Raw genomic sequence first — 21417 nt, forward strand, 5'->3', positions numbered from 1 at the left:
ACCGGGCGGCCCTTTTTCGTATATCGGGTATGGGCGATGCCCCCTCCGCCACGCGAGCGAAGGAGGCGGGTCGGATCAGTTCAGCAGGAAGCGGACCGAGACATTGACCGTCACGTCCCGCTCGCCCGGCGCGATGCTGGTCTTGGCCATGGCGTCTGCGGCCATCGCGCGCGCCATCATCATGGGCCGCTCCGGCCCGCCCGCATCCGCGCCGTTCTCGGTGATCGACACGATCCGGGCGACGCGCATTCCTGCCGCCTTGGCATAAAGCTCGGCCCTCGCGCGGGCCTTGGCGACGGCATCGGTACGCGCTTCGTCCAGCGCGGCATCGGGCTTGTCGATCGACAGGTTGGGGCCGTCGATCTGGTTGGCGCCCTGCGCCACCAGCGCGTCCAGCACCGTGCCGGACTTGGCGATGTCGCGGAACCGGATGCTCAGCGTGTTGGTCGCCTGGTATCCCGTGATGGTCGGCGGGACATTCTCGCCATAGCGATATTGCGGCTGAAGCTGGACAGTCGCGGTCTGGATGTCGCGGTCGGCGACGCCGGCCCGCTTCACCGCCGCCAGCACGCGTGCCATGCGCTGCGCATTGTCGCTCAGCGCCGCGGCGGCGGTCGCGCCCTGGCTGACCACGCCTGCGCGGATCGTCGCCAGATCGGGCACCCGCGTCGTGCGCCCCTCCGCCGAGATGTCCAGGATCGTACCCGCCGCCGGAACCAGCGGCTCGACCGTGGTCGGGGCAGGCACTGACTGGGCGGCGACGCCCGACGCTATCGCGAGCGGGGCCAAGGCGACGGAAAACAGGAATAATTTCATCATCAACTCCCTTTGATGCTGGCAAGGCCTTTGGCCGACCGCGCCGAAACGTGCGATGAACGCGCCCGGCGCATCTTAGAGCCGCCTTAATTCTCCCATACGCAAAGTCGCTTGAGTGCAGTGATGTATTTCTATAATACAGCGGCGAATAGGCGCATCTGAGGCGTGGCCACGACATGACGATGCGGATCGGGGATCGATGACGAACATGAATTACGAAACGGGGGCGATCGGGGGCGGCAGCCATATGGCACTGGAAGGACCCGCGCCCGCACGGCGGCGCTGGATTCCGGTGGTCGTGGTGCTCATCCTCGTGGCGCTGGCGGGCTGGTATCTGCTCGGCGGCAAGAAGCATGATTCGGCCCCCGGTGCCTCCAGCGGGACGCAGGTGCCCAACATCACCGTCGTGGTTCCGGGGCAGCAGGCGGTCAGCCGCATCGTCTCCGCCACGGGTACGCTGGCCGCGCGGCGCGAAATGCCGGTCGGCGTCGCGGGCGAGGGGGGGATGATCACCCGCGTGCTGGTCGAGCCGGGGCAGTGGGTCCGCGCGGGCCAGGTGCTGGCGACCGTCGATCGCTCGGTCCAGACCCAGACCGCCTCCGCGTTGAACGCCCAGGTCGCGGTGGCGCAGTCGGACCAGCAGATCGCACAGGCCGAACTGGACCGTGCGCAGCAACTGGTCGATCGCGGTTTCATCTCCAAGGCCGATCTGCAACGGCGCGAGGCGACCCGCAACGCCGCCGCCGCGCGTGTCCGTGCGGCGCAAGCGTCGTACAAGGAAGCGCAGGCGCGCAACGGTCGCCTCGACATCCGCGCGCCGGCCGAAGGGCTGATCCTGACCCGCGCCGCCGAGCCGGGCCAGATCGTCAGCTCGGGCTCGGGCGTGCTGTTCCGCATGGCGATGGGCGGGCAGATGGAGCTTCGCGCGCAGCTCGCCGAATCGGACCTGGTCGGCCTGACCGTCGGTTCGCCCGCTACCGTCACCCCGGTCGGCGGCGACAAGAGCTTCAAGGGCGAGGTGTGGCAGGTGTCGCCGGTCATCGATCCGCAGACCCGCCAGGGCATCGCGCGGATCGCGCTGTCCTACAGCCCCGAACTGCGTCCCGGCGGCTTCGCCTCGGCGACGATCCGCGGCGGCGCGGGCCGCGCGCCCCTGCTGCCCGACTCGGCGATCCAGAGCGACGACAAGGGCAGTTTCGTGTATATCGTCGGCTCCGACAACAAGGTCGCGCGCCGCAACATCAAGATCGGTCAGGTATCGGACGATGGCGTGACCATTGCCTCGGGCCTGAACGGCAACGAGCGGGTGGTGCGGTCGGCGGGTGGCTTCCTGGCGGTCGGCCAGCTCGTCCATCCGATCCTCGGCGGCCCGGAGGCCAAGTGACATGAGTTTCCGCAACATCTCGGCCTGGGCGATCCGGAACCCGGTTCCGCCTATCGTCCTGTTCGTCGCGCTGACGCTGGCGGGGATCGTCAGCTTCATGCGGATGGACGTGAACAACGACCCCGACATCGACTTCCCGATCGTCGTGGTCGTGGTCAGCCAGCCGGGTGCGGCACCGACCGAACTGGAGACCCAGGTCACCCAGCGGGTCGAGGCGGCGTTGCGGAACTTGCAGGGCGTCGACCAGATCACCTCGACCGTGACCGAGGGCCAGTCGCAAACGCTGGTCCAGCTCGATATCGGCACCCCGATCGACCGTGCGGTCAGCGATGCGCGCGACGCGATCACTCAGATCCGCTCGATGCTGCCCGACGGCATCCTGGAGCCGCAGGTGATCCGCGTCGATTCGACCGACAACGACCTGGCCAGCTATTCGGCGGTGGCGTCCAACATGACGCCCGAACAGCTCAGCTGGTATATCGACAACAACGTCACCAAGGAGCTGTTGTCGGTCCCCGGCTTGTCCAAGGTCATCCGCAACGGCGGCGTGACGCGCGAGATCCGCGTGATCCTAGACCCCCTGAAATTGCAGGCGCAGGGGCTGACCGCCAGCGAGGTCAACGCCCAGCTGCGCATGACCAACCTGAATGCGGCGGGCGGCCGCGCCGAGATCGCGGGCACCGAACAGGCGGTCCGCGTGCTGGGCAATGCGCGCAACGCCTATGACCTGGGCCAGACCCAGATCAACGTGCGCGGCGGGCGCACCGTGCGGCTGGCCGACATCGCCACGGTCCGCGATCTCTATGCCGAGCAGCGTTCGCAGGCGGCGGTCGACGGGCGGCAGGTCATCAGCTTCGACTTTCAACGCGCCAAGGGCGCCTCGGACGTCAGCGTCTATAACGGCGCGGTCGAGAAGCTGAAGGCGCTGGAAAAGCGCAACCCCGAGGTCAAGTTCGTCCTCCGCTCCAACAGCGTCAAATATACCGAGCAGCAATATGAAAGCGCCATCCATGCGATGATCGAGGGCGCGGTGCTGGCGGTGATCGTCGTGTTCCTGTTCCTGCGCGACTGGCGTGCGACGGTGATCTCGGCGCTGGCTATTCCGTTGTCGGCGATCCCGACCTTCTGGGTCATGGACCTGATGAACTTCACGCTCAACCAGATGACGCTGCTGGCGCTCAGCCTGGTGGCGGGCGTGCTGGTCGACGATGCGATCGTGGAGATCGAGAATATCGTGCGCCACATGCGCATGGGCAAATCCGCCTATCAGGCGTCGATCGACGCGGCGGACGAGATCGGCCTCGCCGTGCTGGGCACCACCATGGCGATCGTCGCGGTGTTCCTGCCCGTGTCGATCATGCCGGGCGTGCCGGGCCAGTATTTCAAAAATTTCGGCCTGACCGTCGTCGTCTCGGTGCTGATGAGCCTGGCGGTGGCGCGGATGATCACGCCGATGATCGCGGCCTATTTCCTGAAGTCCGCAGGCCATGCCAGCCATGGCGAGGGCAGGCTGATGGACATCTATATGGCGACGCTGCGCTGGTCGCTGCGTTATGACCGACCGACCGAGGGCACGCGGCGCGGGGTGGTGCGGCGCTTTTTCGGGCGGTTCCGCGACCATCGCCTGTGGGTGATCGGTATCGGCGTGATGGCCTTCGTCCTGACCGTCGTGATGTTCGCGGTCATTCCCAAGACCTTCCAGCCGCCGCAGGACAATGACCAGGCGGTCGCCAAGATCGAGATGGTGCCCGGCACCACGCTGGCCCAGACCGATCAGGTCGTGAAGAAGGTCGCGCAATTCCTGCGCAAGCAGCCGGACGTCGAATCGGTCTATTCGCGCACCAGCGTCGGCAATGGCCGCGTGGTGGCGACGTTGAAGGAGGATCGCTCGATGAAGAGCACCGACTTCGAACGCTCGCTGGCCCCCGAACTGGCGGCGATCCCCGATGCGCGCGTGTCCTTCCAGTCGCAATTCGGCTGGGGTTCGAGCGGACGTGACCTGACCATCACGCTGGGCGGTGATGATCCGGCGGTGCTGCGTGATACCGCCAACAAGATCGTCGAGCAGATGGGGACCGTCCCGGGCCTCGTCGCGCCGCGCATCGTCGGCAATCTCGACCGGCCCGAAATCGTGATCCGCCCGCGCCTCGACCTCGCGGCCAATCTGGGCGTGACGACGCAGGCGTTGTCGAGCGCGATCCGCATCGCGACCCTGGGCGATATCGACCAGAATTCGGCCCGCTTCTCGCTGTCGGATCGCCAGGTGCCGATCCGCGTGGCGCTGGACCAGAATGCCCGGGCACGGATGTCGACCATCCAGAACCTGCCGGTGCAGACCCAGACCGGCGGCTCTGTGCCGCTCAGCGTCGTCGCCGATATCGGGCTGGGCGCGGGGCCGACCCAGATCGACCGCGTCAACCAGCGGCGTCAGGTCACGGTCGGGGCCGACCTGGCCAAGGGCGTAATCAGCGGCGACGCGATGAAGAAGGTCCACGACCTGCCGATCATGAAGAATCTGCCGATGGGGGTCAGCGAAATGGTGCTGGGCCAGGCCAAGATGCAGAACGAGATGATGACCAACTTCTTCACGGCGATCATCTCCGCCATCTTCATGGTCTTCGCGGTGCTGGTGCTGCTTTATCGCCGCTTCCTGCCGCCCTTCGTCAACATGGCCTCGCTGCTGCTGGCGCCCCTGGGCGGGTTGCTGGCGCTGCACTTCACCGGCAATCCGCTGTCGCTGCCGGTCTATATCGGGTTGCTGATGCTGCTCGGCATCGTCGCCAAGAACTCGATCCTGCTGATCGACTTCGCGCTGGAAGAGATCGCCAAGGGCGTGCCGGTGCGCGACGCGGTGCTGGACGCAGGGCACAAGCGCGCCCAGCCGATCGTGATGACCACGGTCGCGATGGTCGCGGGCATGATCCCGACCGCCTTGTCGCTGGGCGGTGACGGATCGTGGCGCAGCCCGATGGGCGTGACGGTGATCGGCGGCCTCGCCATGTCGACCATCCTCACCCTGTTGATCGTGCCCGCCGCGTTCAGCCTGGCCGTCGGGGTCGAGCGCTGGATCGGTCCGCGTCTGGGCAAGCGGTTGCTGACCTACAAGCCCGGCGACGAAACGGGCGGCGGGCCGGTGATCGAAGGCCCCACGGGCGGCCCCGCGCTGCCGCCCGCGACCGGCAAGCTGGGCTATGGTCCGGCGGAATAAGTCCTCCCCGGAACGGGGAGGGGGACCATCCGAAGGCTGGTGGAGGGGGAACGCTGCACGGGGCGACCTGTGTGGAAGCCCCCCCCTGTCTGATGGGATGGTGGTATGAAGGTGATTGCGGAAGGGAGCCCGTCCCCCCCGAGGGTCTGGAGCCCGATAGGGAGCAAGGGTCCCTTCCGCTTGGTCATCAACCTGAACAGTTGCTTGGGACAGCTGATCCCGTACGACATGGACAGGAGCCTATACCATGCCACAGCCCGTTGTCGGCTGCGACCTCTCGCGCGCCTTTATCGATATCTGCCAACTGCCGTCGGGAAAAACCGGCCGGATCGCCAATACGCCGGATGACATCGGCGTCTGGCTGGACACGCTCGACCATGATGTCCGTGTCGTCTTCGAGGCCACCAGCGGCTGCGACGGCGAGTTGATCGGGGCGCTGGCAACGCGCGGCCATCCTTTCTCACGCGTCAATCCACGCCAGGCGCGCGAGTTCGCCCGCGCCACCGGCACACTCGCAAAGACCGACCGGGTCGATGCCCGCGTGCTGGCGCAGATGGGCGCGGCGCTCGACCTGCCAGCTACGATACCGCTCAGTCCCGCCCGCTCACGGCTTGCCCCGTCAGCGCTTCGCGCTGCCACCTCCCGGTGTCGGGGACGATCATTCACGCCGTTTCGTTACGCTCGGGAAAGATTCCACTTGAACAAAGCCGCCGTTCGCGAATTGTCCTGAACGATGGAAGTCGCGACGCGATTGGGGGGTAGCCAACCCGTTCCGGCCGCCCTGCGGAAAATGCGGGCGGTTGCGACGGGGTTGTTGCTGTCGATGGCGGCCCTGTACCTGATCGCGCGCGCGCTGCAGCCGGTTCACCCCGCCTGGGGTTTCGTCCGCTCCTTCGCCGAGGCGGCGATGGTCGGTGGCCTGGCGGACTGGTTCGCGGTCACCGCGCTATTCCGCCATCCGCTTGGCCTGCCCATTCCGCACACCGCGATCGTGCCGCGTAACAAGGACCGGATCGGCGACACGCTCGCCAATTTCCTGCGCACCAATTTTCTGATCCCCCGCGTCGTCGCGCGGCGGATGCACCGGCTGGACGTGGCGGGCGCCGCCGGGCGCTGGCTGGCGCAACCGCCGCAGGAGGGCGGGCGGATCCGCCGCGGCGCCTCCAAGCTGTTCGCCGAGATGCTGACCGCCTTCGACCCCCAACGGCTGGGCGGCATGGTGAAGGCGGGAATCGGATCGCGGTTGCGCGCGACCGAAGTGTCGCCGATCCTGGGCCAGTTGATGAAGGCGAGCATCGCCGAGGGGCGGCATCTGCCGCTGCTCGATTCGGTGCTGCGCTGGGCGGCCAGCGCGCTGGAGGCGAACGAGCCGATCGTGCGGGCGATGGTTCATGAGCGGGCGGGCGCGATCCTGCGCTGGACCGGGCTGGACGAGACGCTGGCCGACAAGCTGATCGACGGTCTCCATAAGCTGCTCGACGATGTCGCTGAGGATCGCGAGCATCCGTTGCGCCTGAAGATCGAGGAAGGGCTCGATCGCCTGGCCTGGGACCTGCAATATGATCCCGACACGCGCGCGCGGGTGGAGGCGATGAAGAACGACCTGGTCGCCAATCCGGCGATGCAGCGCTGGCTCGACGGCCTGTGGGAACAGGCGCGCGAGGCGTTGCTGCGCATGGCGCGCGATCCGCAGGCGGTGACCGCCGGCAAGCTGGGCGAGACATTGCGCCAATTGGGCCAGACGCTTCAGAACGATCCCCGGCTGGCGGCGACGATCAACCGCTTCGTGCGCCGCGCGGTGGTCGGCGTCGCGGCTGATTATGGCGACGGCATCGTCCGGCTGGTGTCGGAGACGGTGCGCGGATGGGACGCCGACACCGTCACCTCGCGGCTGGAGAACGCGGTCGGGCGCGACCTGCAGTATATCCGGATCAACGGGACATTGGTCGGCGGCAGCGTCGGACTGGTCCTCCACGCCGTGGACAGGTTGCTTTGAAAACGTCACGTAAAGGTCTAATTATCGGCCGGGGGCGATTCGTCGTGCGAAGGAAGCGCCTTGTCGATACCTCCGCTTTCCCTCAAAGAGGCAGGTGATGAACGCCAAGGCCGATTATCAGCTGGACCCGGCGAACGGTGGCGCAATGCGCTTTACCGGCAGCCTGTCGCTGGCGACGCTGGGCGACTTGCCGGAGCGGCTCGACCGCGAGGATGCAGCCGTCGAACGACTCGATCTGTCGCAGGTGGATCGGATCGACACGGTCGGCGCCTGGCTGATTCACCGCTTCGCCGCGCGCAACGATGCACAGATCGACGGGCTGGACGAGGATCAGCGCCATCTGATGGCGAAGGTGGTCGAGGCGGATCAGCCGGTGGCGATGCGGCCCAGGGCGATCAGCCCCTTTTCGCGCGTCGCGGGGGAAGTGGGTGACGCGGTCATCGCCGCGTTCAAGACATTGTACGGTCTGCTGGGCTTCATGGGCGCGACCGTGCTGGCCGCGCTGGCGGTGATCCGCCATCCCCGCCGTTTCCGTTTCAACGCGGTGGTGCATGAGTTCGAGACGGTCGGCGTGACCGCGCTGGCGATCGTCGGGCTGATGAGCTTCCTGATCGGCATCGTCATCGCGCAACAGGGCGCGGTGCAGCTTCGCCAGTTCGGCGCGGAGGTGTTCACGATCAACCTGGTCGGTCGCCTGACCCTGCGCGAACTTGGCGTCCTTATGACCGCGATCATGGTGGCGGGCCGCTCGGGCTCGGCCTTCGCGGCACAGATCGGCACGATGAAGCTGACCGAGGAGATCGACGCGATGCGGGTCATCGGCGTGTCGCCGATGGAGGCGCTGGTGCTGCCGCGCACGCTGGCGGCGGTCACGCTGATGCCGCTGCTCGGCTTCTATTCCTCGCTGATCGCGATGATCGGCGGTTGTTTCCTGGCGGCAGTGTCGCTGGGCATCCCGCCGGTCACCTTCATCGCGCGCATTCGTGAGGTGGTGCCGATCACCGACCTCTATGTCGGGCTCATCAAGGCCCCCGTCTTCGGCGCGATCATCGCGATCGCGGGCTGTTTCCAGGGGATGCAGGTCAAGTCCGATGCCGAGCAGGTCGGACTGCGCACCACGGCGGCGGTGGTGCAGGCGATCTTCCTGGTTATCGTGCTCGACGCCTTCTTCGCGGTCTTCTTCACCTGGATCGGATGGGATTGATGGCCGAACGGGACGAGCATCTGATCCAGGTCCGGGGCCTGCGCAACAGCTTTGGCGAGCAGGTGATTCACGACGGGCTCGACCTGGACGTGCGCAAGGGCGAAATTTTGGGCGTGGTCGGCGGATCGGGCACCGGCAAGTCGGTGCTGATGCGCACGATCATCGGCCTCCAGACCCCCGATGCGGGCGACATCACCGTGTTCGGCGAACCGACCATCGGCCGGGAGGCGACCGAGGCGGTGGATGTCCGCAAGCGCTGGGGCGTATTGTTCCAGGGCGGTGCGCTGTTCTCGACGCTGACGGTGGCCGAGAATGTCGCGGTGCCGTTGCGGGAGTTCTATCGCGACCTGCCCCAGGCGTTGATGGACGAGATCGCGTCCTACAAGGTGGTGATGACCGGCCTGCCCGCCGATGCCGGGCCCAAATACCCGGCAGAGCTGTCGGGCGGCATGAAGAAGCGCGCGGGGCTCGCCCGGGCGCTGGCGCTCGACCCCGAATTGCTGTTCCTCGACGAACCGACCGCGGGTCTCGACCCGATCGGCGCGGCGGCGTTCGACCAGTTGATCGCCTCGCTCCAGAAGACATTGGGGCTGACCGTCTTCCTCATCACCCATGACCTCGATACGCTTTATGCGATCTGCGACCGGGTGGCGGTGCTGGCGGACAAGAAGGTCATCGCGGTCGGCACGATCGACGAGTTGATCGCGCTCGATCACCCGTGGATCGAAGAATATTTCAAGGGGCCGCGCGGCCGCGCCGCCGTCGCCGCGAAGGACGAGGTGGCCGACATGGCCCCGCGTTCGGCGGACAGCGAAGCCGCGCGCCACCCCACCGAAGTCGAAGCCCACTCCACCGGCCAGCATAGCCAGGGGAGCGAGGCCGATGCCCATGCGAGAGGCGAAGCAGGGACACGCTGATGGAAACCCGTTCGAACCACGTCCTTGTCGGCTCCGTCGTGCTGATCCTGCTCGCGGTGCTGGCGATCTTCACCGTCTGGATCGCCCGGTTGGGCGGTACGTCGGAGAAGGAATATGACATCTTCTTCCGCCAGTCGGTGGACGGCTTGGCCAAGGGCTCGGCGGTCACCTATTCGGGCGTACCCTCGGGCCAGGTGAAGGAAATCGCGCTGTGGCGGCCCGATCCGCAATTCGTGCGCGTGCGCGTCTCGGTCAACGAGCAGACGCCGATCCTGCAAGGGACGACCGCGTCGATCTCGGCCAGCTTTACCGGCACCAGCACCATCTCGCTGGACGGCGCGCGCAAGGGGGCGCCGCCGATCGCCTGTCCGACGCCCGAGAACAAGACCGTCTGCCCCTATGACGTGCCGGTCATCCCGACCAAGCAGGGCGGCATCGGCGCGATCCTGAACTCCGCGCCGCAGTTGCTGGAGCGGCTGTCGACCCTGACCGAGCGGCTGACCGGGCTGCTCTCGGATCGCAACCAGGCATCGATCGCGGGTATTCTGGACAACACCAACCGCCTGACCGACGCGCTCGCCGATCGCGGGCCGGAGATCGCCGCGACGCTGGCGCAGACCCGCGTGGCGATCCAGCAGGCGGGCGACGCGGCCCAGTCGATCGGGCAACTGGCCGCGACGACCAACGGCCTGCTCGCCGAAGACGTCAAGCCGACCATGGCCAATCTGAACAAGGCGATCGCCTCGGCCCAGCAGAGCGCCGACACGCTCAATTCGGCGATCGGCGATGCGCGGCCGGGGCTTCAGACCTTCTCCAAGCAGACCGTGCCCGAGGTGGATCGTCTGGTGAAGGATCTGCGCGTGATGACCCAGTCGCTGTCGGCGGTCGCCGAAAAGGTCGACCAGCAGGGCGCCGGGTCGCTGATCGGGCAGCAGAAGCTGCCGGACTATAAGGGCAAGTGAGGAAGCCGATGAGGACCGTCATGAAGACTCCGCTGATCGTTCTGATGGCATCGCTTCCGCTGGCGGGCTGCATCAGCTTCGGGGCCAAGCCGCCGCCCTCCTTGCTGACCTTGCAAGCCCAGTCCGCGCCGGTCGTCGGCCAGACGCAGGACTCCGAGCCGGGCAAGTCGATCACCATCCAGGTGCCGTCCTCGCCGCAGGAACTGGCGACCGCGCGTGTGCCGGTGCAGGAGAATGCGACCAGCATCGCCTATGTGAAGGACGCGCAATGGGCCGAGCCGCCGACGCGGCTGTTCGCCCGGCTGATGGCGGACACGCTGACCGCGCGGGCGGGCCGGGTGGTGCTGTCGGCGCGGGAATCGATCGGCGATCCGGGCGATCGTCTGGGCGGCGAATTGCGACAGTTCGGCATGGACGCCACCCGGCGCGAGGCCGTGGTGATGTTCGACGCCGCGCTGCAACGCGACGGCCAGACGAGCATCGAGAAGCGCCGCTTCGAAGCGCGCGTTCCGGTGGGCAAGATCGACGCGGAAAGTGTCGGCCCCGCGTTGAACCAGGCGGCGAACCAGGTGGCGCAGCAAGTGTCCGACTGGGTGGGGCGGTAACACCCTGATCCTCCCCGGCACGGGGAGGGGGACCATGCGAAACATGGTGGAGGGGATCGCCGCAAAGGATGCCCCTTGAGGAAGCCCCCCTCCGTCAGACCTGCGGTCTGCCACCTCCCCGTGCGGGGAGGATTTGCCTGACGCTGGAAAAACCTGCGCCGCCACATGACGGCGATTTCCCGCATCCGTCACACTTTGCGACATAAACGCACTGGACGGGGCCGTAAGGGCGGGGCAGGTTCGCGCCCATGAAGCCTCGCGCCCGCGTCCTTCTCCTGGCCACAGCCGCCTTGTCCGGCTGTACGGTCGGCCCCGATTACCGTCCCGCCGCTCCCCAAGAGCTGGGGGTGCCCGCCAATTGGTCGGTGCCCGCCGCCAATGCGCAGGCGCAGGACCTGACCCGCTGGTGGCGGTCGTTCGACGATCCGCTGCTCGCCGAACTGGTCGAGCAGGCGGTGGTCGCCAATACCGATGTGGTGCAGGCCGTCGCCCGGCTGCGACAGGCGCGCGAAAGCCTGATCCAGAGCCGCGCCTCGCTGCTGCCCACCGTCTCGGGTTCGACCGGATATCAGCGGAACGAGAATCTGGCGGGCGGCGGGCGCAGCTTCACTTTGCCCGACGGCACCGTGGTCGATACCGGCGGGGGCGGCAGCAACAGCTTCACCGTGGGTCTGTCGGCCAGCTATCAGCTCGGCCTGTTCGGCGAGGTCCGCCGTACCGTCGAGGCGACCCGTGCGACCTATGAGGGCGCGGGGTTCAGCTATGCCGCGACGCTGCTGACCGTCGAGAGCGAATTGGCGCGCAATTACATGCTGGCGCGCGCCTATCAGGCACAGCTTGCCAATGCGCGGTCCAGCCTGGCGCTCCAGGACGACAATCTGGAGATCGCCGGTTTCCGCGTGCAGGCGGGCCTTGTCTCCTCGCTCGACGCCGAACAGGCGCGCGGCCAGCGGGCGCAGACCGCCGCGACCATCCCGTCGATCGAACAGCAATATAATGCCGCCGTCTCGCGGCTGGGCGTGCTGACCGCACAGGCGCCGGGCGCGCTCAAGACCCGGCTGGAGGCGGTGCGGCCCATCCCCAACGGCCCGGCGGTGATCGGCGTCGGCATCCCGGCGGACGTGCTGCGGCGTCGCCCCGATGTCCGCGCCGCCGAACGCAATCTGGCCGCGGCCACCGCGCGGATCGGCGTGGCGCAGGCGGCGCTTTATCCGGCACTTGCCATATCGGGGAATATCAACACGGCGGCGACCAGCCTGGGCTCGCTGGGCGATGCGATCACCGGCAGCCTGTTCGCCGGGCTGACCCAGGCGATCTTCAACGGTGGTCGTCTGCGTTCGCAGGTCAGGAACGCGCAGGCGCTCGCCGATCAGAGCTATGCCGCCTATCAGGGCACCGTCCTGCTCGCGCTGGAGGACGTCGAGAACGCCATCGTCGCGCTCAACACCGCGCGCGAGCGGGAACGGCAATTCGCCATCCAGCTTGACGCCGCGCGCAACTCGGCGGTGCTGGCGCGCAGCCAGTATCGCTCGGGCCTGACCGATTTCACCACCCTGTCGCAACAGGAGGCCGCGCTGCTCAGCGCGCAGAACGGGCTGGTACAGGCTCGCTCCGACGCCGCCACCGCGCAGGTCGCGCTGTTCGCCGCGCTGGGCGGCGGATGGGACGACACCCATATTCCTGAAGCGCCATCGCGCGCGACAACCCCGGACACCCGCTGATGGCCGACCAGACTCTCGACGATTTCCTGGGCGTGAAGCCACAGCCGCGCTGGCGCAAATGGGTGCAATGGGGCGTGGTGATCGTTGGCGTGGTGCTGCTCGCGCTCCTGCTGAAAAACTGTTTCGGCGGATCGAACGAGGCGGGCTATGCGACCGCGCCGGTGACGCGCGGAAACCTGACCGTCACCGTCTCGGCGACCGGCAAGCTGGCCCCCACGACCCAGGTGACGGTCGGCTCGCAGCTTTCGGGGCTGGTCACCAGGGTGGTGGTCGATGTGAACGACCGGGTGAAGGCGGGCGAGGCGCTGGCACTGATCGACCCCGAACAGATTGACGACCAGATCCGTGCGGGCCAGGCGACACTGGCCGCGAACCAGGCCCAGGTGGCGCAGGCGCGTGCGACCGTGGCCGAGGCGCAGGCGCAACTCGCGCGGCTGGAACAGGTCTATAAACTGTCCAACGGCCGCGTCCCCTCGGCCACCGAATTGCAGACGGGGCGCGCCGATGCGCAGCGTGCGGTCGCCGCGCTCCGCGTCGCGGAGGCCAATGTCGCCGCCGCCCGAGCGCAGCTCGCCCAGTCGCAGACCCAGCGCCAGCGCGCGATCATCCGCTCGCCGGTGTCGGGCGTCGTGCTCGCACGCCAGGTCGATCCGGGCCAGACGGTCGCGGCGTCGTTCAACACGCCGACCCTGTTCGTCATCGCCGAAGACCTGACCCAGATGAAGCTGGAGGTCGCGATCGACGAGGCCGATGTCGGCGAGGTGAAGGTGGGGCAAAAGGCGAATTTCACCGTCGATGCCTTTCCGGGGCGGACCTTCCCCGCGACGATCACCCGCGTCGATCTGGGGTCGAACCTGACGGTCAGCGCGGCGACCTCTTCGACCTCATCGACCGCGAGCAGCACCTCGACCACGGGGCAGGTGGTCAGCTACGCCGCCGACCTGACCGTGGCGAACCCCGATCTGCAATTGCGTCCCGGCATGACCGCGACCGCCGATATCGTGACGTCCGACAAGCGGGGCGTCATGCTGATCCCCAACGCCGCGCTTCGCTTCCAGCCTTCGGACGGCGCGGGGCAGGGGGGCGGCGGCATTGCCGGTTCGCTGACCTTCCGCCCTCGTCGCGACCGGGCGGCGCGGACCGCGACGGTGCAGCGCGGGGCGACCCAGACCGTCTATGTGCGGGGGAATGACGGCAAGCCGCAGGCGGTGCAGATCGTTACCGGCGACACCAACGGATCGACGACCGAGGTTCTGTCGGGCGGCCTCAAGCCCGGTATGCAGGTCATCACCGGACAGCTCGCGGCGGGGCAGAGTGCACCCGCCGGCGGTGGGCAGCGCCGTCAGGGCGGCGGGGGCGGCGGTGGCCGCTGACCTCCCCCTGATCAGCCTGCGCGGCGTCACCAAGACCTATGGCAGCGGTGCCACCCAGTTTCAGGCGCTGAAAGGTGTCGATCTGGACATCGCCGCCGGTGACTTCGTTGCGGTGATGGGCCCTTCGGGGTCGGGCAAGTCGACGACGATGAACATCCTGGGCTGTCTCGATGTGCCGAGCGGGGGCAATTTCCTGTTCCGTGGCCATGCCGTCGAGACGCTGGACCGCGACCAGCGCGCGATGCTGCGGCGGCGCTATCTGGGCTTCGTGTTCCAGGGGTTCAACCTCCTGTCGCGCACCACCGCGCTGGAGAATGTCGAACTGCCTTTGCTCTATCGCGGCGAGGACAAGAAGACGCGGCGCGAGCTGGGCATGGCGGCGCTGGAGAAGGTCGGGCTCGACAAATGGTGGGACCATACCCCCGCCGAACTGTCGGGCGGGCAGCAGCAGCGCGTGGCGATCGCGCGCGCCATCGTGACCAGCCCCGACGTGCTGCTCGCCGACGAGCCGACCGGCAATCTCGATTCCGAACGCTCGGTGGAGATCATGGAATTGCTCACCGGGCTGAACCGGGACAGCGGCATCACCGTGTTGATGGTCACGCATGAGCCCGACATGGCGGCGTTCGCGCGCACCGTCATCCACTTCAAGGACGGGCTGGTCGATCGGATCGAAGCGCAGCACCGGCCGGGCGTCGTGCCGGACATGGCCCCGTTCGACAGGGATGGGCACTGATGTTCGGCACCACGCTCATCCTCGCGATCCGCTCGATCAGGCGGCATGTGCTGCGCTCGTTCCTGACGACTCTGGGCATCATCATCGGCGTCGGCGCGGTCGTGACCATGGTGACGTTGGGCAAGGCGACGACGGCGGCGGTTCAGCAGTCCATATCGTCGCTGGGCACCAACATCCTCCAGGTGCGCCCCGGCCAGGGCTTTGGGCGTGGCGGCGGCGGCCCGCGCCCGCCCGACTTCAAGCCCGAGGACGTCTCGGCCATCGCCGACCAGATCGCGGGCGTGACGGCGGTCGCCCCGCAGGCGCAGACCACCGCGACCGCCATCTATGAGGGTGCCAACTGGTCGACCACGGTGACGGGCACGACGCTCGCCTATTTCACCGTCCAGCCTTGGCCGCTGGCATCGGGGCGGCTCTGGACCCCGGCGGAGGAAGCGTCGGGCAAGGCGGTGTGCATCATCGGCAATACCGTCCGCAAGAACCTGTTCCCCAGCACCGACGCGGTCGGCAAGCGCTTCCGCATCGGCGCGATCAGTTGCGACGTGGTCGGTGTGCTGACTACGCGCGGGCAGGGGGGCTTTGGCGATCAGGACGATGTCGTCCTCATGCCGATCAAGGCGGTGCAGCGCCGCTTCACCGGCAGCCGCGACATCCGCCTGATGCTGGTCGGCGTCGACCAGGCCTATCAGACCAGCGCGGTCCAGGCCTCGCTCACCGACCTTCTGCGTGAGCGGCGCAACATCACCGGCGGCAAGGAAGACGACTTCAACATCTTCGACACCAAACAGATCAGCGACACGCTGACCAGCACGACGACGATGCTGACCCGGATCGTCGCGGCGGTGGCGGCGATCAGCCTGGTGGTGGGCGGGATCGGCATCATGAACATCATGCTGGTGTCCGTCACCGAGCGGACGCGCGAGATCGGCATCCGTCTGGCGATCGGCGCGGTGGCGCGCGAAGTGCTGATGCAGTTCCTGGTCGAGGCGGTGGTGCTGTCCTGCCTGGGCGGGATCATCGGGCTGATCCTGGCGCAGGCGATCATCGCGCTGCTGGTGCCGGTGATGCAGGTCCCCTGGACCTTCGACCTGCAGATCAACGTCATCGCCTTCGCCATCTCGGCGGTGATCGGGGTGGTGTTCGGTTATTTCCCGGCGCGGCGGGCGGCGGCGCTCAATCCGATCGATGCGCTTCGGCACGAGTGATGGTGCGCTCCGGCGCATGGACCAGCTGACGCAGCCGTTCCAGATCCTCGGGCGTGTCGATGTCGATCAGTTCGGCGGGGGCGGTCACGACATGCCGTCCGCCTGCGACCAGCTTGCGTCCACCCTCATCACCCTTCAGCTGCAGCAGGGCCTCGAACCGGCCCGACCCGAACACGCCGGGCGGAGTGGGGTGTTCGCCATTGCTCGACACCACGACGGCGTCGGGGCCCTCAAAGGCGTCGAACAACCGATAGATATGCGCGGCGGTCACGCGCGGCATGTCGGCCAGCGCGATCAGGATCGCCTTGGGATCGGTCTTCATCGCCTCGCGCACGCCCAGGTGCAGCGAATGCGACATGCCCTCGCCGACATCGTCATTGTGGATCACGCGATAGCCGCGCGACGCGAAGTCGAGCTGGCATCCGTCGGTCACGACAATGCGGTCGGCAAAGGCTATGCTTTCCAACGCGGTGGTGACGTGGAAACCGACCGGCTTGCCGAGGAACTCGGCCTCCAGCTTGTTTGCCATCCCGAAGCGGCTCGACTGCCCCGCCGCGAGCAGGACCAGCACCACATCCTCAGCGTCGATCATGAAAGGCTCCTATCATCGCCGCCGCGATCGACAGGGCGATCTCGGACGGGCCGATCGCACCGATGTCCAGGCCGACAGGGCCATCGATCCGGTCGATCGCTGACAGGGAAACGCCCATCGCCGCCAGACGCTCCCGCCGCGCCGCATGGCTGCGCCGACTGCCCAAAGCGCCGACATAGGCGGTGTCATGCGAGAGCGCGGCGATGAGCGCCGGGTCGTCGATCTTGATGTCATGGCTGAGCGTCACGACGGCGGTGGCGGGGCCGGGGGCATAGGCGGCCACCGCCTCGTCCGGCCAGCGATCGTCGAGCGTGACGCCGGGGAAGCGCTCCTCGGTCAGGAAGCGGGCGCGCGGATCGATGACGGTGGTGGCGATGCCCAGCGTTTGCGCCAGTTGCGCCAGGCTCTGCGCGATCTGCACCGCGCCGACGATCAGCAACCGGCGCGGCGGGTCGTAGCGATTGGCGAACACCTCCCCCGTCTCGATCGGGCGCAAGTCCGAATGGCCGGTCGCAAGGTCGGTGATGACGGTGAGCGACCGGCCATTCTTGCGCGCCTCGGCGATCCGGTCGAACAACTCCGGGTCGAAGCCCTGGGCCGAGACCGGCTGCACCATCACCGCGATCTCGCCGCCGCAGGGCAGTCCGACTTTCCAGGCGGATGCATCCGCGACGCCGTAGCGCTTCACCTGCGCGGGGGCACCGGCGATCACCTCGGCGGCGGTGTGGAGGATGTCGTTCTCGACGCAACCGCCCGACACCGACCCCTCGAACCGGCCATCGGCATGGACCAGCATATGGCTGCCACGCGGACGTGGGGCCGAGCCCCAGGTCGACACCACCGTCGCGATCGCCATCGGCTCGCCCCGCCATTCGCGGGCGGCGGCGAGGACGCTGTCATTCTCGCTCATCAAAGCGCCGGGAGATGATCGAGAAGCTTGTCGAGCGTCACCGGCATATCCCGCACCCGGATGCCGGTGGCGTTGTAGATCGCGTTGACCACCGCCGGGGCCGCGCCGGAGATGCCCAGTTCGCCGATCCCCTTGGCGTGGATCGGGTTGGCGTGGATGTCCCGCTCGTCGAGGAAATGGACTTCCTGCTGGGGTACGTCGGCGTTCACCGGGACATGATATTCGGCAAGGTCATGGTTGACCAGCTTGCCGGTGCGCGGATCGTGGATCAGTTCCTCGGTCAGCGCGGTGCCGATGCCGAAGGTCATGCCGCCCAGGCATTGCGAGCGCGCGGTCTTGGCATTGAGTACCCGCCCCGCCGCGAACACGCCCAGCATCCGCCGCACGCGCACCTCGCCGGTGACGACATTGACGCCGACCTCGGCGAAATGCGCGCCGTAGCTGGCCTGGTTGAACTGCTTCTCCTGCGCGCCCGGCTTGATCTCGCCGATCGCGGACAGGCCGTCCTCGCCGACCAGTTCGGTCAGGGGCACCGAACGATTGTCGCCGATCGCCATGCCGTCCTTCAGCGTCAGGTCTTCGGCTTTCACGCCCATCGCCTTGGCCAGCTTCTCACGCACCCGCTCGGCCGCCAGATACACCGCCGAACCCGCCGAGGCCGCGCCCCAGGATCCGCCCGAGCCGGCGGCGGGGGGATCGTTGGTGTCGCCCAGCGCCATCGTCACCTTCTCGACCGGCAGGCCCAGGATTTCGGCGGCGATCTGCGCCATGATCGTATAGCTGCCCGTGCCGATATCGGTCATCGCGGAGGAGACGGTCGCGCTGCCGTCGGGATGGAGTTCGACCTTGGCGGCGGACTGCTGCAACTGGTTGGAACGGCAGGCGGCGGCGACGCCCATGCCGATCAGCCAGTCGCCCTCGCGCCGCTGGCCCGGACCCTGGCGCTTGTCCCAGCCGAAATGCTTCGCGCCTTCCTCCAGCGAACGGGTCAGGTTGCGCGACGAATAGGGGACGTTGAGTTCCGGGTCCTGCTGCGGATCATTGACCTTGCGAAGGTCGATTGGGTCCATGCCGATCGCCTCGGCCAGTTCGTCCATCGCGCATTCCATGCCGACCATGCCGACCGCCTCGCCCGGCGCGCGCATCGAGCCCGACAGCGTCCAGTTCAACCGGACCACGTCATGGTTGATCCGCCGATTCTCGCCGCCATAGAGAAAGTGGGTGCCGATCCCGACAGGCTCGAAGAAGTCCTCGTCCGGGAGGTTCGAGGTGATCGACTCGTGGCCCAGCGCGACGATCCGGCCGCCCGCTTCGGCGCCCAGCCGCATCCGCTGTTCGGTGTTGGAGCGGCGGACCGTGGCGTCGAACACCTGCTGGCGCAGCATCACCGCCTTGACCGGGCGGTTCAGTCGCTTGGCCGCGATGGCGGCGGCGACGCTCTCCGGCGCGATACCCAGCTTGGCCCCGAAGCCACCGCCGATATAGCGCGCAATGATCCGCACCTTGGACGACGATACCCCCAGCGCCTTGGCCAGTTGCTGCGCATCCGAGGTCGGCATCTGGTATGCGCCGTACAGGGTCAGCGCGCCGTCTTCCCACACCGCGATCGAGGCATGGGGCTCCATCGCGGCGGAGTTCTGGCTGGGGGTGGTGTAGGTGACGTCGACCTTCACCGCCGCGCCCTCGAACGCCTGGTCGAAATCGCCCTGGTCGTAATGGCCCTTGATAAGGCCATCGGGGGCTGGCTCGGCCTCGGCCTTGTTCGCCTCATAGTCGAAGATGCCTTCAAGGGGTTCGTATTCGACCTTGAGCCGCTTGGCGGCGTCGCGCGCGACCTCGAAACTCTCGGCAACGACGATCGCGACGATCTCGCCGAAATAGTCGACGGTGCGCACGCCTTGCGTCGGGGCTTCTGTCTCGCCGCCCTGCTGCGAGTTGCGGATGAAGCTGTCATAATCGGTGATGACGTCGATCACGCCGGGGATCGCCTTGACCGCGTCGGCGTGGATCGCCTTGATCTTGCCATGGCCGAAATTCGCGCCGACCAGCACGCCGTGCGCGATATTCTCGATGGCATATTCGGCGGCATAGGTGGCGGTGCCCGTCACCTTTTTCGGGCCGTCCACCCGGTCGAGCGGTTTGGAAATCACCCCCTGCACGCCGGTGTCGAGCAGGCTGTCGGGGTGCGGCTGATTCATGGTCAGCGTGTTCGTGTCGTCCTTGCCGAATCCGAACATGGGATCAGCCCTCCTGAGTCAGTTCGCGGAGCGTCGCGATCAGCGTGCGGCGCGTCAGCGGAATCTTGAAGTCGTTCGAGCCATAGCGTTTTGCGTCGGCCAGCAGCGCATTGGCGGCGGCGTTGAACGCCGTGTCGCTGGGGGCCTGCCCGACCAGCGCCTGCTCCACCGCCTCATTCCGCCACGGCATGGGGCCGAGCCCGCCAAATGCCAGTCGGGCCGAGGCGATCCGGCCATCCTCGACCGCGACGATTCCGGCAATCGACACGAGCGCAAAGGCGTAGGAGGCGCGGTCGCGGACCTTGCGATAGGTCTGCCTGCCCCTGGGCGCGGGCGGCAGTTCGACATGGGTGATGAGTTCGCCGCGCTCCAGGACGTTCTCGATCTCCGGCGTGGCGCCCGGCAGGCGATAGAATTCGCCGATCGCGATCCGGCGGCGGTCGCCGTCCGGCTTCCGGGTGACGATGACCGCGTCCAGCGCGCGCATCGCGACGGCCATGTCGCTGGGGTGCGTCGCGATGCACTGGTCCGAGGTGCCGAGAATCGCGAGGATGCGGTTCTCACCCCCGATCGCCGAACAGCCGCTTCCCGGATCGCGCTTGTTACAGGGGGTGGCGGGGTCGTAGAAATAATAGCAGCGGGTCCGCTGGAGCAGATTGCCGCCGGTCGACGCCTTGTTGCGCAACTGCCCCGAAGCCCCCGCCAGCAGCGCGCGCGACAGCACCGGATAACGCTGGATCACGCGAGCATCCGCAGCGAGGTCGCTATTGGGCACCAGCGCGCCGATGGTCAAGCCGCCATCCTCGCGCGCCTCGATCTCCCCAAGATCCAGGCGGCTGATATCGACCAGCGTGTCGGGCGTCTCGACCTGCAATTTCATCAGGTCGAGCAGGTTGGTGCCGCCCGCGATGAATCGCGCGCCCGGCACCGCGCCGTCGCGGGTGGCGGTGGCGAGCGAGTCGGCGCGGGCATAGTCGAACGGTTTCATGCCGCGATCTCCCGGCCCACATCCTCATTGGGATTGTGGTCGCCTTGCCCCGCCACTTCGCGGATCGCGTCGACGATGTTGGGATAGGCGGCACAGCGGCACAGATTGCCGCTCATCCGCTCGGATATTTCCGCCTCGGTCAGCTCGGCATGGCCAAGGTCTTCGGTGACATGGCTGGGCCAGCCCTTCGCCATTTCGGCCAGCATGCCCACCGCCGAGCAGATCTGCCCCGGCGTGCAATAACCGCACTGGAATCCGTCATGCCGGACGAACGCGTCCTGCAAGGGGTGAAGGTTTCCCGGCTGGCCCAACCCCTCGATCGTCGTGATCTCGTCATCCTGATGCATCACCGCCAGCGTCAGGCAGCTATTCACCCGCCGCCCGTTGACCAGCATGGTGCACGCGCCGCACTGTCCATGATCGCACCCCTTTTTGGAGCCGGTCAGCCCCAGATGTTCGCGACACAGATCGAGCAGCGAGGTGCGGACATCGACCTCGATGTCATGCGATTGACCATTGATTGTGAAATGCATCGGGGCATCCCCTTGGGATTACTGTCGGAT

At 67.3% G+C, this 21417-nt stretch carries 18 protein-coding genes; 12 read left to right on the top strand and 6 right to left on the bottom strand.

Going from position 1 to position 21417, the window contains the following annotated elements; translation table 11 throughout:
* Positions 1 to 75: 75 nt before the first annotated feature.
* Positions 76 to 819: an SIMPL domain-containing protein gene (locus QE379_RS04760; protein ID WP_306998350.1), complete on the bottom strand. Its 744-nt coding sequence runs from the start codon at positions 817 to 819 to the stop codon at positions 76 to 78.
* A 205-nt stretch (positions 820 to 1024) separates the two neighbouring features.
* On the opposite strand from QE379_RS04760, the gene QE379_RS04765 reads away from it, so the two are divergent.
* From QE379_RS04765 to QE379_RS04820, 12 genes are all read left to right on the top strand, one after another.
* The gene (locus QE379_RS04765; RefSeq protein WP_307003085.1) at positions 1025 to 2200 is read left to right on the top strand and encodes an efflux RND transporter periplasmic adaptor subunit; all 1176 of its coding nucleotides are present in this window, start codon (positions 1025 to 1027) and stop codon (positions 2198 to 2200) included.
* Between the two features lies 1 nt (position 2201).
* Positions 2202 to 5408, top strand: coding sequence for an efflux RND transporter permease subunit (locus tag QE379_RS04770; RefSeq protein WP_306998353.1), 3207 nt, complete (start codon positions 2202 to 2204; stop codon positions 5406 to 5408).
* A 247-nt stretch (positions 5409 to 5655) separates the two neighbouring features.
* Positions 5656 to 6138, top strand: a complete 483-nt coding sequence (locus QE379_RS04775; RefSeq protein WP_306998355.1) for a transposase — start codon at positions 5656 to 5658, stop codon at positions 6136 to 6138.
* A 60-nt stretch (positions 6139 to 6198) separates the two neighbouring features.
* Complete coding sequence (locus QE379_RS04780) at positions 6199 to 7404, top strand: DUF445 domain-containing protein (RefSeq protein ID WP_306998357.1); 1206 nt, start codon at positions 6199 to 6201, stop codon at positions 7402 to 7404.
* A gap of 97 nt (positions 7405 to 7501) precedes the next feature.
* Positions 7502 to 8608 carry an ABC transporter permease gene (locus tag QE379_RS04785; protein ID WP_306998359.1) on the top strand — a complete coding sequence of 369 codons (1107 nt, stop codon included), beginning with the start codon at positions 7502 to 7504 and terminating at the stop codon, positions 8606 to 8608.
* Positions 8608 to 9525 carry an ABC transporter ATP-binding protein gene (locus QE379_RS04790; protein WP_306998361.1) on the top strand — a complete coding sequence of 306 codons (918 nt, stop codon included), beginning with the start codon at positions 8608 to 8610 and terminating at the stop codon, positions 9523 to 9525. Before QE379_RS04785 ends, QE379_RS04790 begins: the two co-directional genes overlap by 1 nt.
* Complete coding sequence (locus QE379_RS04795; RefSeq protein ID WP_306998363.1) at positions 9525 to 10487, top strand: MlaD family protein; 963 nt, start codon at positions 9525 to 9527, stop codon at positions 10485 to 10487. Before QE379_RS04790 ends, QE379_RS04795 begins: the two co-directional genes overlap by 1 nt.
* A 20-nt stretch (positions 10488 to 10507) precedes the next feature.
* Positions 10508 to 11092 carry an ABC-type transport auxiliary lipoprotein family protein gene (locus tag QE379_RS04800; protein WP_306998365.1) on the top strand — a complete coding sequence of 195 codons (585 nt, stop codon included), beginning with the start codon at positions 10508 to 10510 and terminating at the stop codon, positions 11090 to 11092.
* A 248-nt stretch (positions 11093 to 11340) separates the two neighbouring features.
* A complete protein-coding gene (locus tag QE379_RS04805) occupies positions 11341 to 12813 on the top strand; it encodes an efflux transporter outer membrane subunit (RefSeq protein WP_306998367.1) in 1473 nt (490 codons plus the stop codon).
* Positions 12813 to 14186 (top strand): efflux RND transporter periplasmic adaptor subunit, encoded by a 1374-nt coding sequence (locus QE379_RS04810; protein ID WP_306998369.1) that lies wholly within the window; start codon positions 12813 to 12815, stop codon positions 14184 to 14186. The genes QE379_RS04805 and QE379_RS04810 overlap by 1 nt, the downstream gene beginning before the upstream one ends.
* Entirely contained in the window at positions 14176 to 14922 is a 747-nt protein-coding gene (locus QE379_RS04815; RefSeq protein WP_306998371.1) for an ABC transporter ATP-binding protein, read from the top strand. The genes QE379_RS04810 and QE379_RS04815 overlap by 11 nt, the downstream gene beginning before the upstream one ends.
* Positions 14922 to 16127 carry an ABC transporter permease gene (locus QE379_RS04820; protein ID WP_306998373.1) on the top strand — a complete coding sequence of 402 codons (1206 nt, stop codon included), beginning with the start codon at positions 14922 to 14924 and terminating at the stop codon, positions 16125 to 16127. The genes QE379_RS04815 and QE379_RS04820 overlap by 1 nt, the downstream gene beginning before the upstream one ends.
* Here QE379_RS04820 and QE379_RS04825 read toward each other — a convergent pair.
* The 5 genes from QE379_RS04825 to QE379_RS04845 are packed head-to-tail and all read right to left on the bottom strand — an operon-like array spanning position 16096 to position 21387.
* On the bottom strand, positions 16096 to 16719 hold the full coding sequence (locus tag QE379_RS04825) for a nucleotidyltransferase family protein (protein WP_306998375.1): 624 nt from the start codon (positions 16717 to 16719) through the stop codon (positions 16096 to 16098). The two genes, QE379_RS04820 and QE379_RS04825, sit on opposite strands and share 32 nt — an antisense overlap.
* Positions 16706 to 17629 (bottom strand): XdhC family protein, encoded by a 924-nt coding sequence (locus tag QE379_RS04830; protein ID WP_306998376.1) that lies wholly within the window; start codon positions 17627 to 17629, stop codon positions 16706 to 16708. Before QE379_RS04830 ends, QE379_RS04825 begins: the two co-directional genes overlap by 14 nt.
* The gene (locus tag QE379_RS04835; RefSeq protein ID WP_306998378.1) at positions 17629 to 19866 is read right to left on the bottom strand and encodes a xanthine dehydrogenase family protein molybdopterin-binding subunit; all 2238 of its coding nucleotides are present in this window, start codon (positions 19864 to 19866) and stop codon (positions 17629 to 17631) included. Before QE379_RS04835 ends, QE379_RS04830 begins: the two co-directional genes overlap by 1 nt.
* 4 nt (positions 19867 to 19870) lie before the next feature.
* Complete coding sequence (locus QE379_RS04840; protein WP_306998380.1) at positions 19871 to 20854, bottom strand: xanthine dehydrogenase family protein subunit M; 984 nt, start codon at positions 20852 to 20854, stop codon at positions 19871 to 19873.
* The gene (locus QE379_RS04845; protein ID WP_306998382.1) at positions 20851 to 21387 is read right to left on the bottom strand and encodes a 2Fe-2S iron-sulfur cluster-binding protein; all 537 of its coding nucleotides are present in this window, start codon (positions 21385 to 21387) and stop codon (positions 20851 to 20853) included. Before QE379_RS04845 ends, QE379_RS04840 begins: the two co-directional genes overlap by 4 nt.
* Positions 21388 to 21417 lie beyond the last annotated feature (30 nt).

Source organism: Sphingomonas sp. SORGH_AS_0879 (genome assembly GCF_030819175.1).
GTDB lineage: Bacteria > Pseudomonadota > Alphaproteobacteria > Sphingomonadales > Sphingomonadaceae > Sphingomonas.

Bases quoted from the DNA above. Each gene is read 5' to 3' on its own strand.
- QE379_RS04760 (WP_306998350.1), bottom strand. From the start codon at position 819: ATGATGAAATTATTCCTGTTTTCCGTCGCCTTGGCCCCGCTCGCGATA.
- QE379_RS04765 (WP_307003085.1), top strand. From the start codon at position 1,025: ATGAATTACGAAACGGGGGCGATCGGGGGCGGCAGCCATATGGCACTG.
- QE379_RS04770 (WP_306998353.1), top strand. From the start codon at position 2,202: ATGAGTTTCCGCAACATCTCGGCCTGGGCGATCCGGAACCCGGTTCCG.
- QE379_RS04775 (WP_306998355.1), top strand. From the start codon at position 5,656: ATGCCACAGCCCGTTGTCGGCTGCGACCTCTCGCGCGCCTTTATCGAT.
- QE379_RS04780 (WP_306998357.1), top strand. From the start codon at position 6,199: ATGCGGGCGGTTGCGACGGGGTTGTTGCTGTCGATGGCGGCCCTGTAC.
- QE379_RS04785 (WP_306998359.1), top strand. From the start codon at position 7,502: ATGAACGCCAAGGCCGATTATCAGCTGGACCCGGCGAACGGTGGCGCA.
- QE379_RS04790 (WP_306998361.1), top strand. From the start codon at position 8,608: ATGGCCGAACGGGACGAGCATCTGATCCAGGTCCGGGGCCTGCGCAAC.
- QE379_RS04795 (WP_306998363.1), top strand. From the start codon at position 9,525: ATGGAAACCCGTTCGAACCACGTCCTTGTCGGCTCCGTCGTGCTGATC.
- QE379_RS04800 (WP_306998365.1), top strand. From the start codon at position 10,508: ATGAAGACTCCGCTGATCGTTCTGATGGCATCGCTTCCGCTGGCGGGC.
- QE379_RS04805 (WP_306998367.1), top strand. From the start codon at position 11,341: ATGAAGCCTCGCGCCCGCGTCCTTCTCCTGGCCACAGCCGCCTTGTCC.
- QE379_RS04810 (WP_306998369.1), top strand. From the start codon at position 12,813: ATGGCCGACCAGACTCTCGACGATTTCCTGGGCGTGAAGCCACAGCCG.
- QE379_RS04820 (WP_306998373.1), top strand. From the start codon at position 14,922: ATGTTCGGCACCACGCTCATCCTCGCGATCCGCTCGATCAGGCGGCAT.
- QE379_RS04825 (WP_306998375.1), bottom strand. From the start codon at position 16,719: ATGATCGACGCTGAGGATGTGGTGCTGGTCCTGCTCGCGGCGGGGCAG.
- QE379_RS04830 (WP_306998376.1), bottom strand. From the start codon at position 17,629: ATGAGCGAGAATGACAGCGTCCTCGCCGCCGCCCGCGAATGGCGGGGC.
- QE379_RS04835 (WP_306998378.1), bottom strand. From the start codon at position 19,866: ATGTTCGGATTCGGCAAGGACGACACGAACACGCTGACCATGAATCAG.
- QE379_RS04840 (WP_306998380.1), bottom strand. From the start codon at position 20,854: ATGAAACCGTTCGACTATGCCCGCGCCGACTCGCTCGCCACCGCCACC.
- QE379_RS04845 (WP_306998382.1), bottom strand. From the start codon at position 21,387: ATGCATTTCACAATCAATGGTCAATCGCATGACATCGAGGTCGATGTC.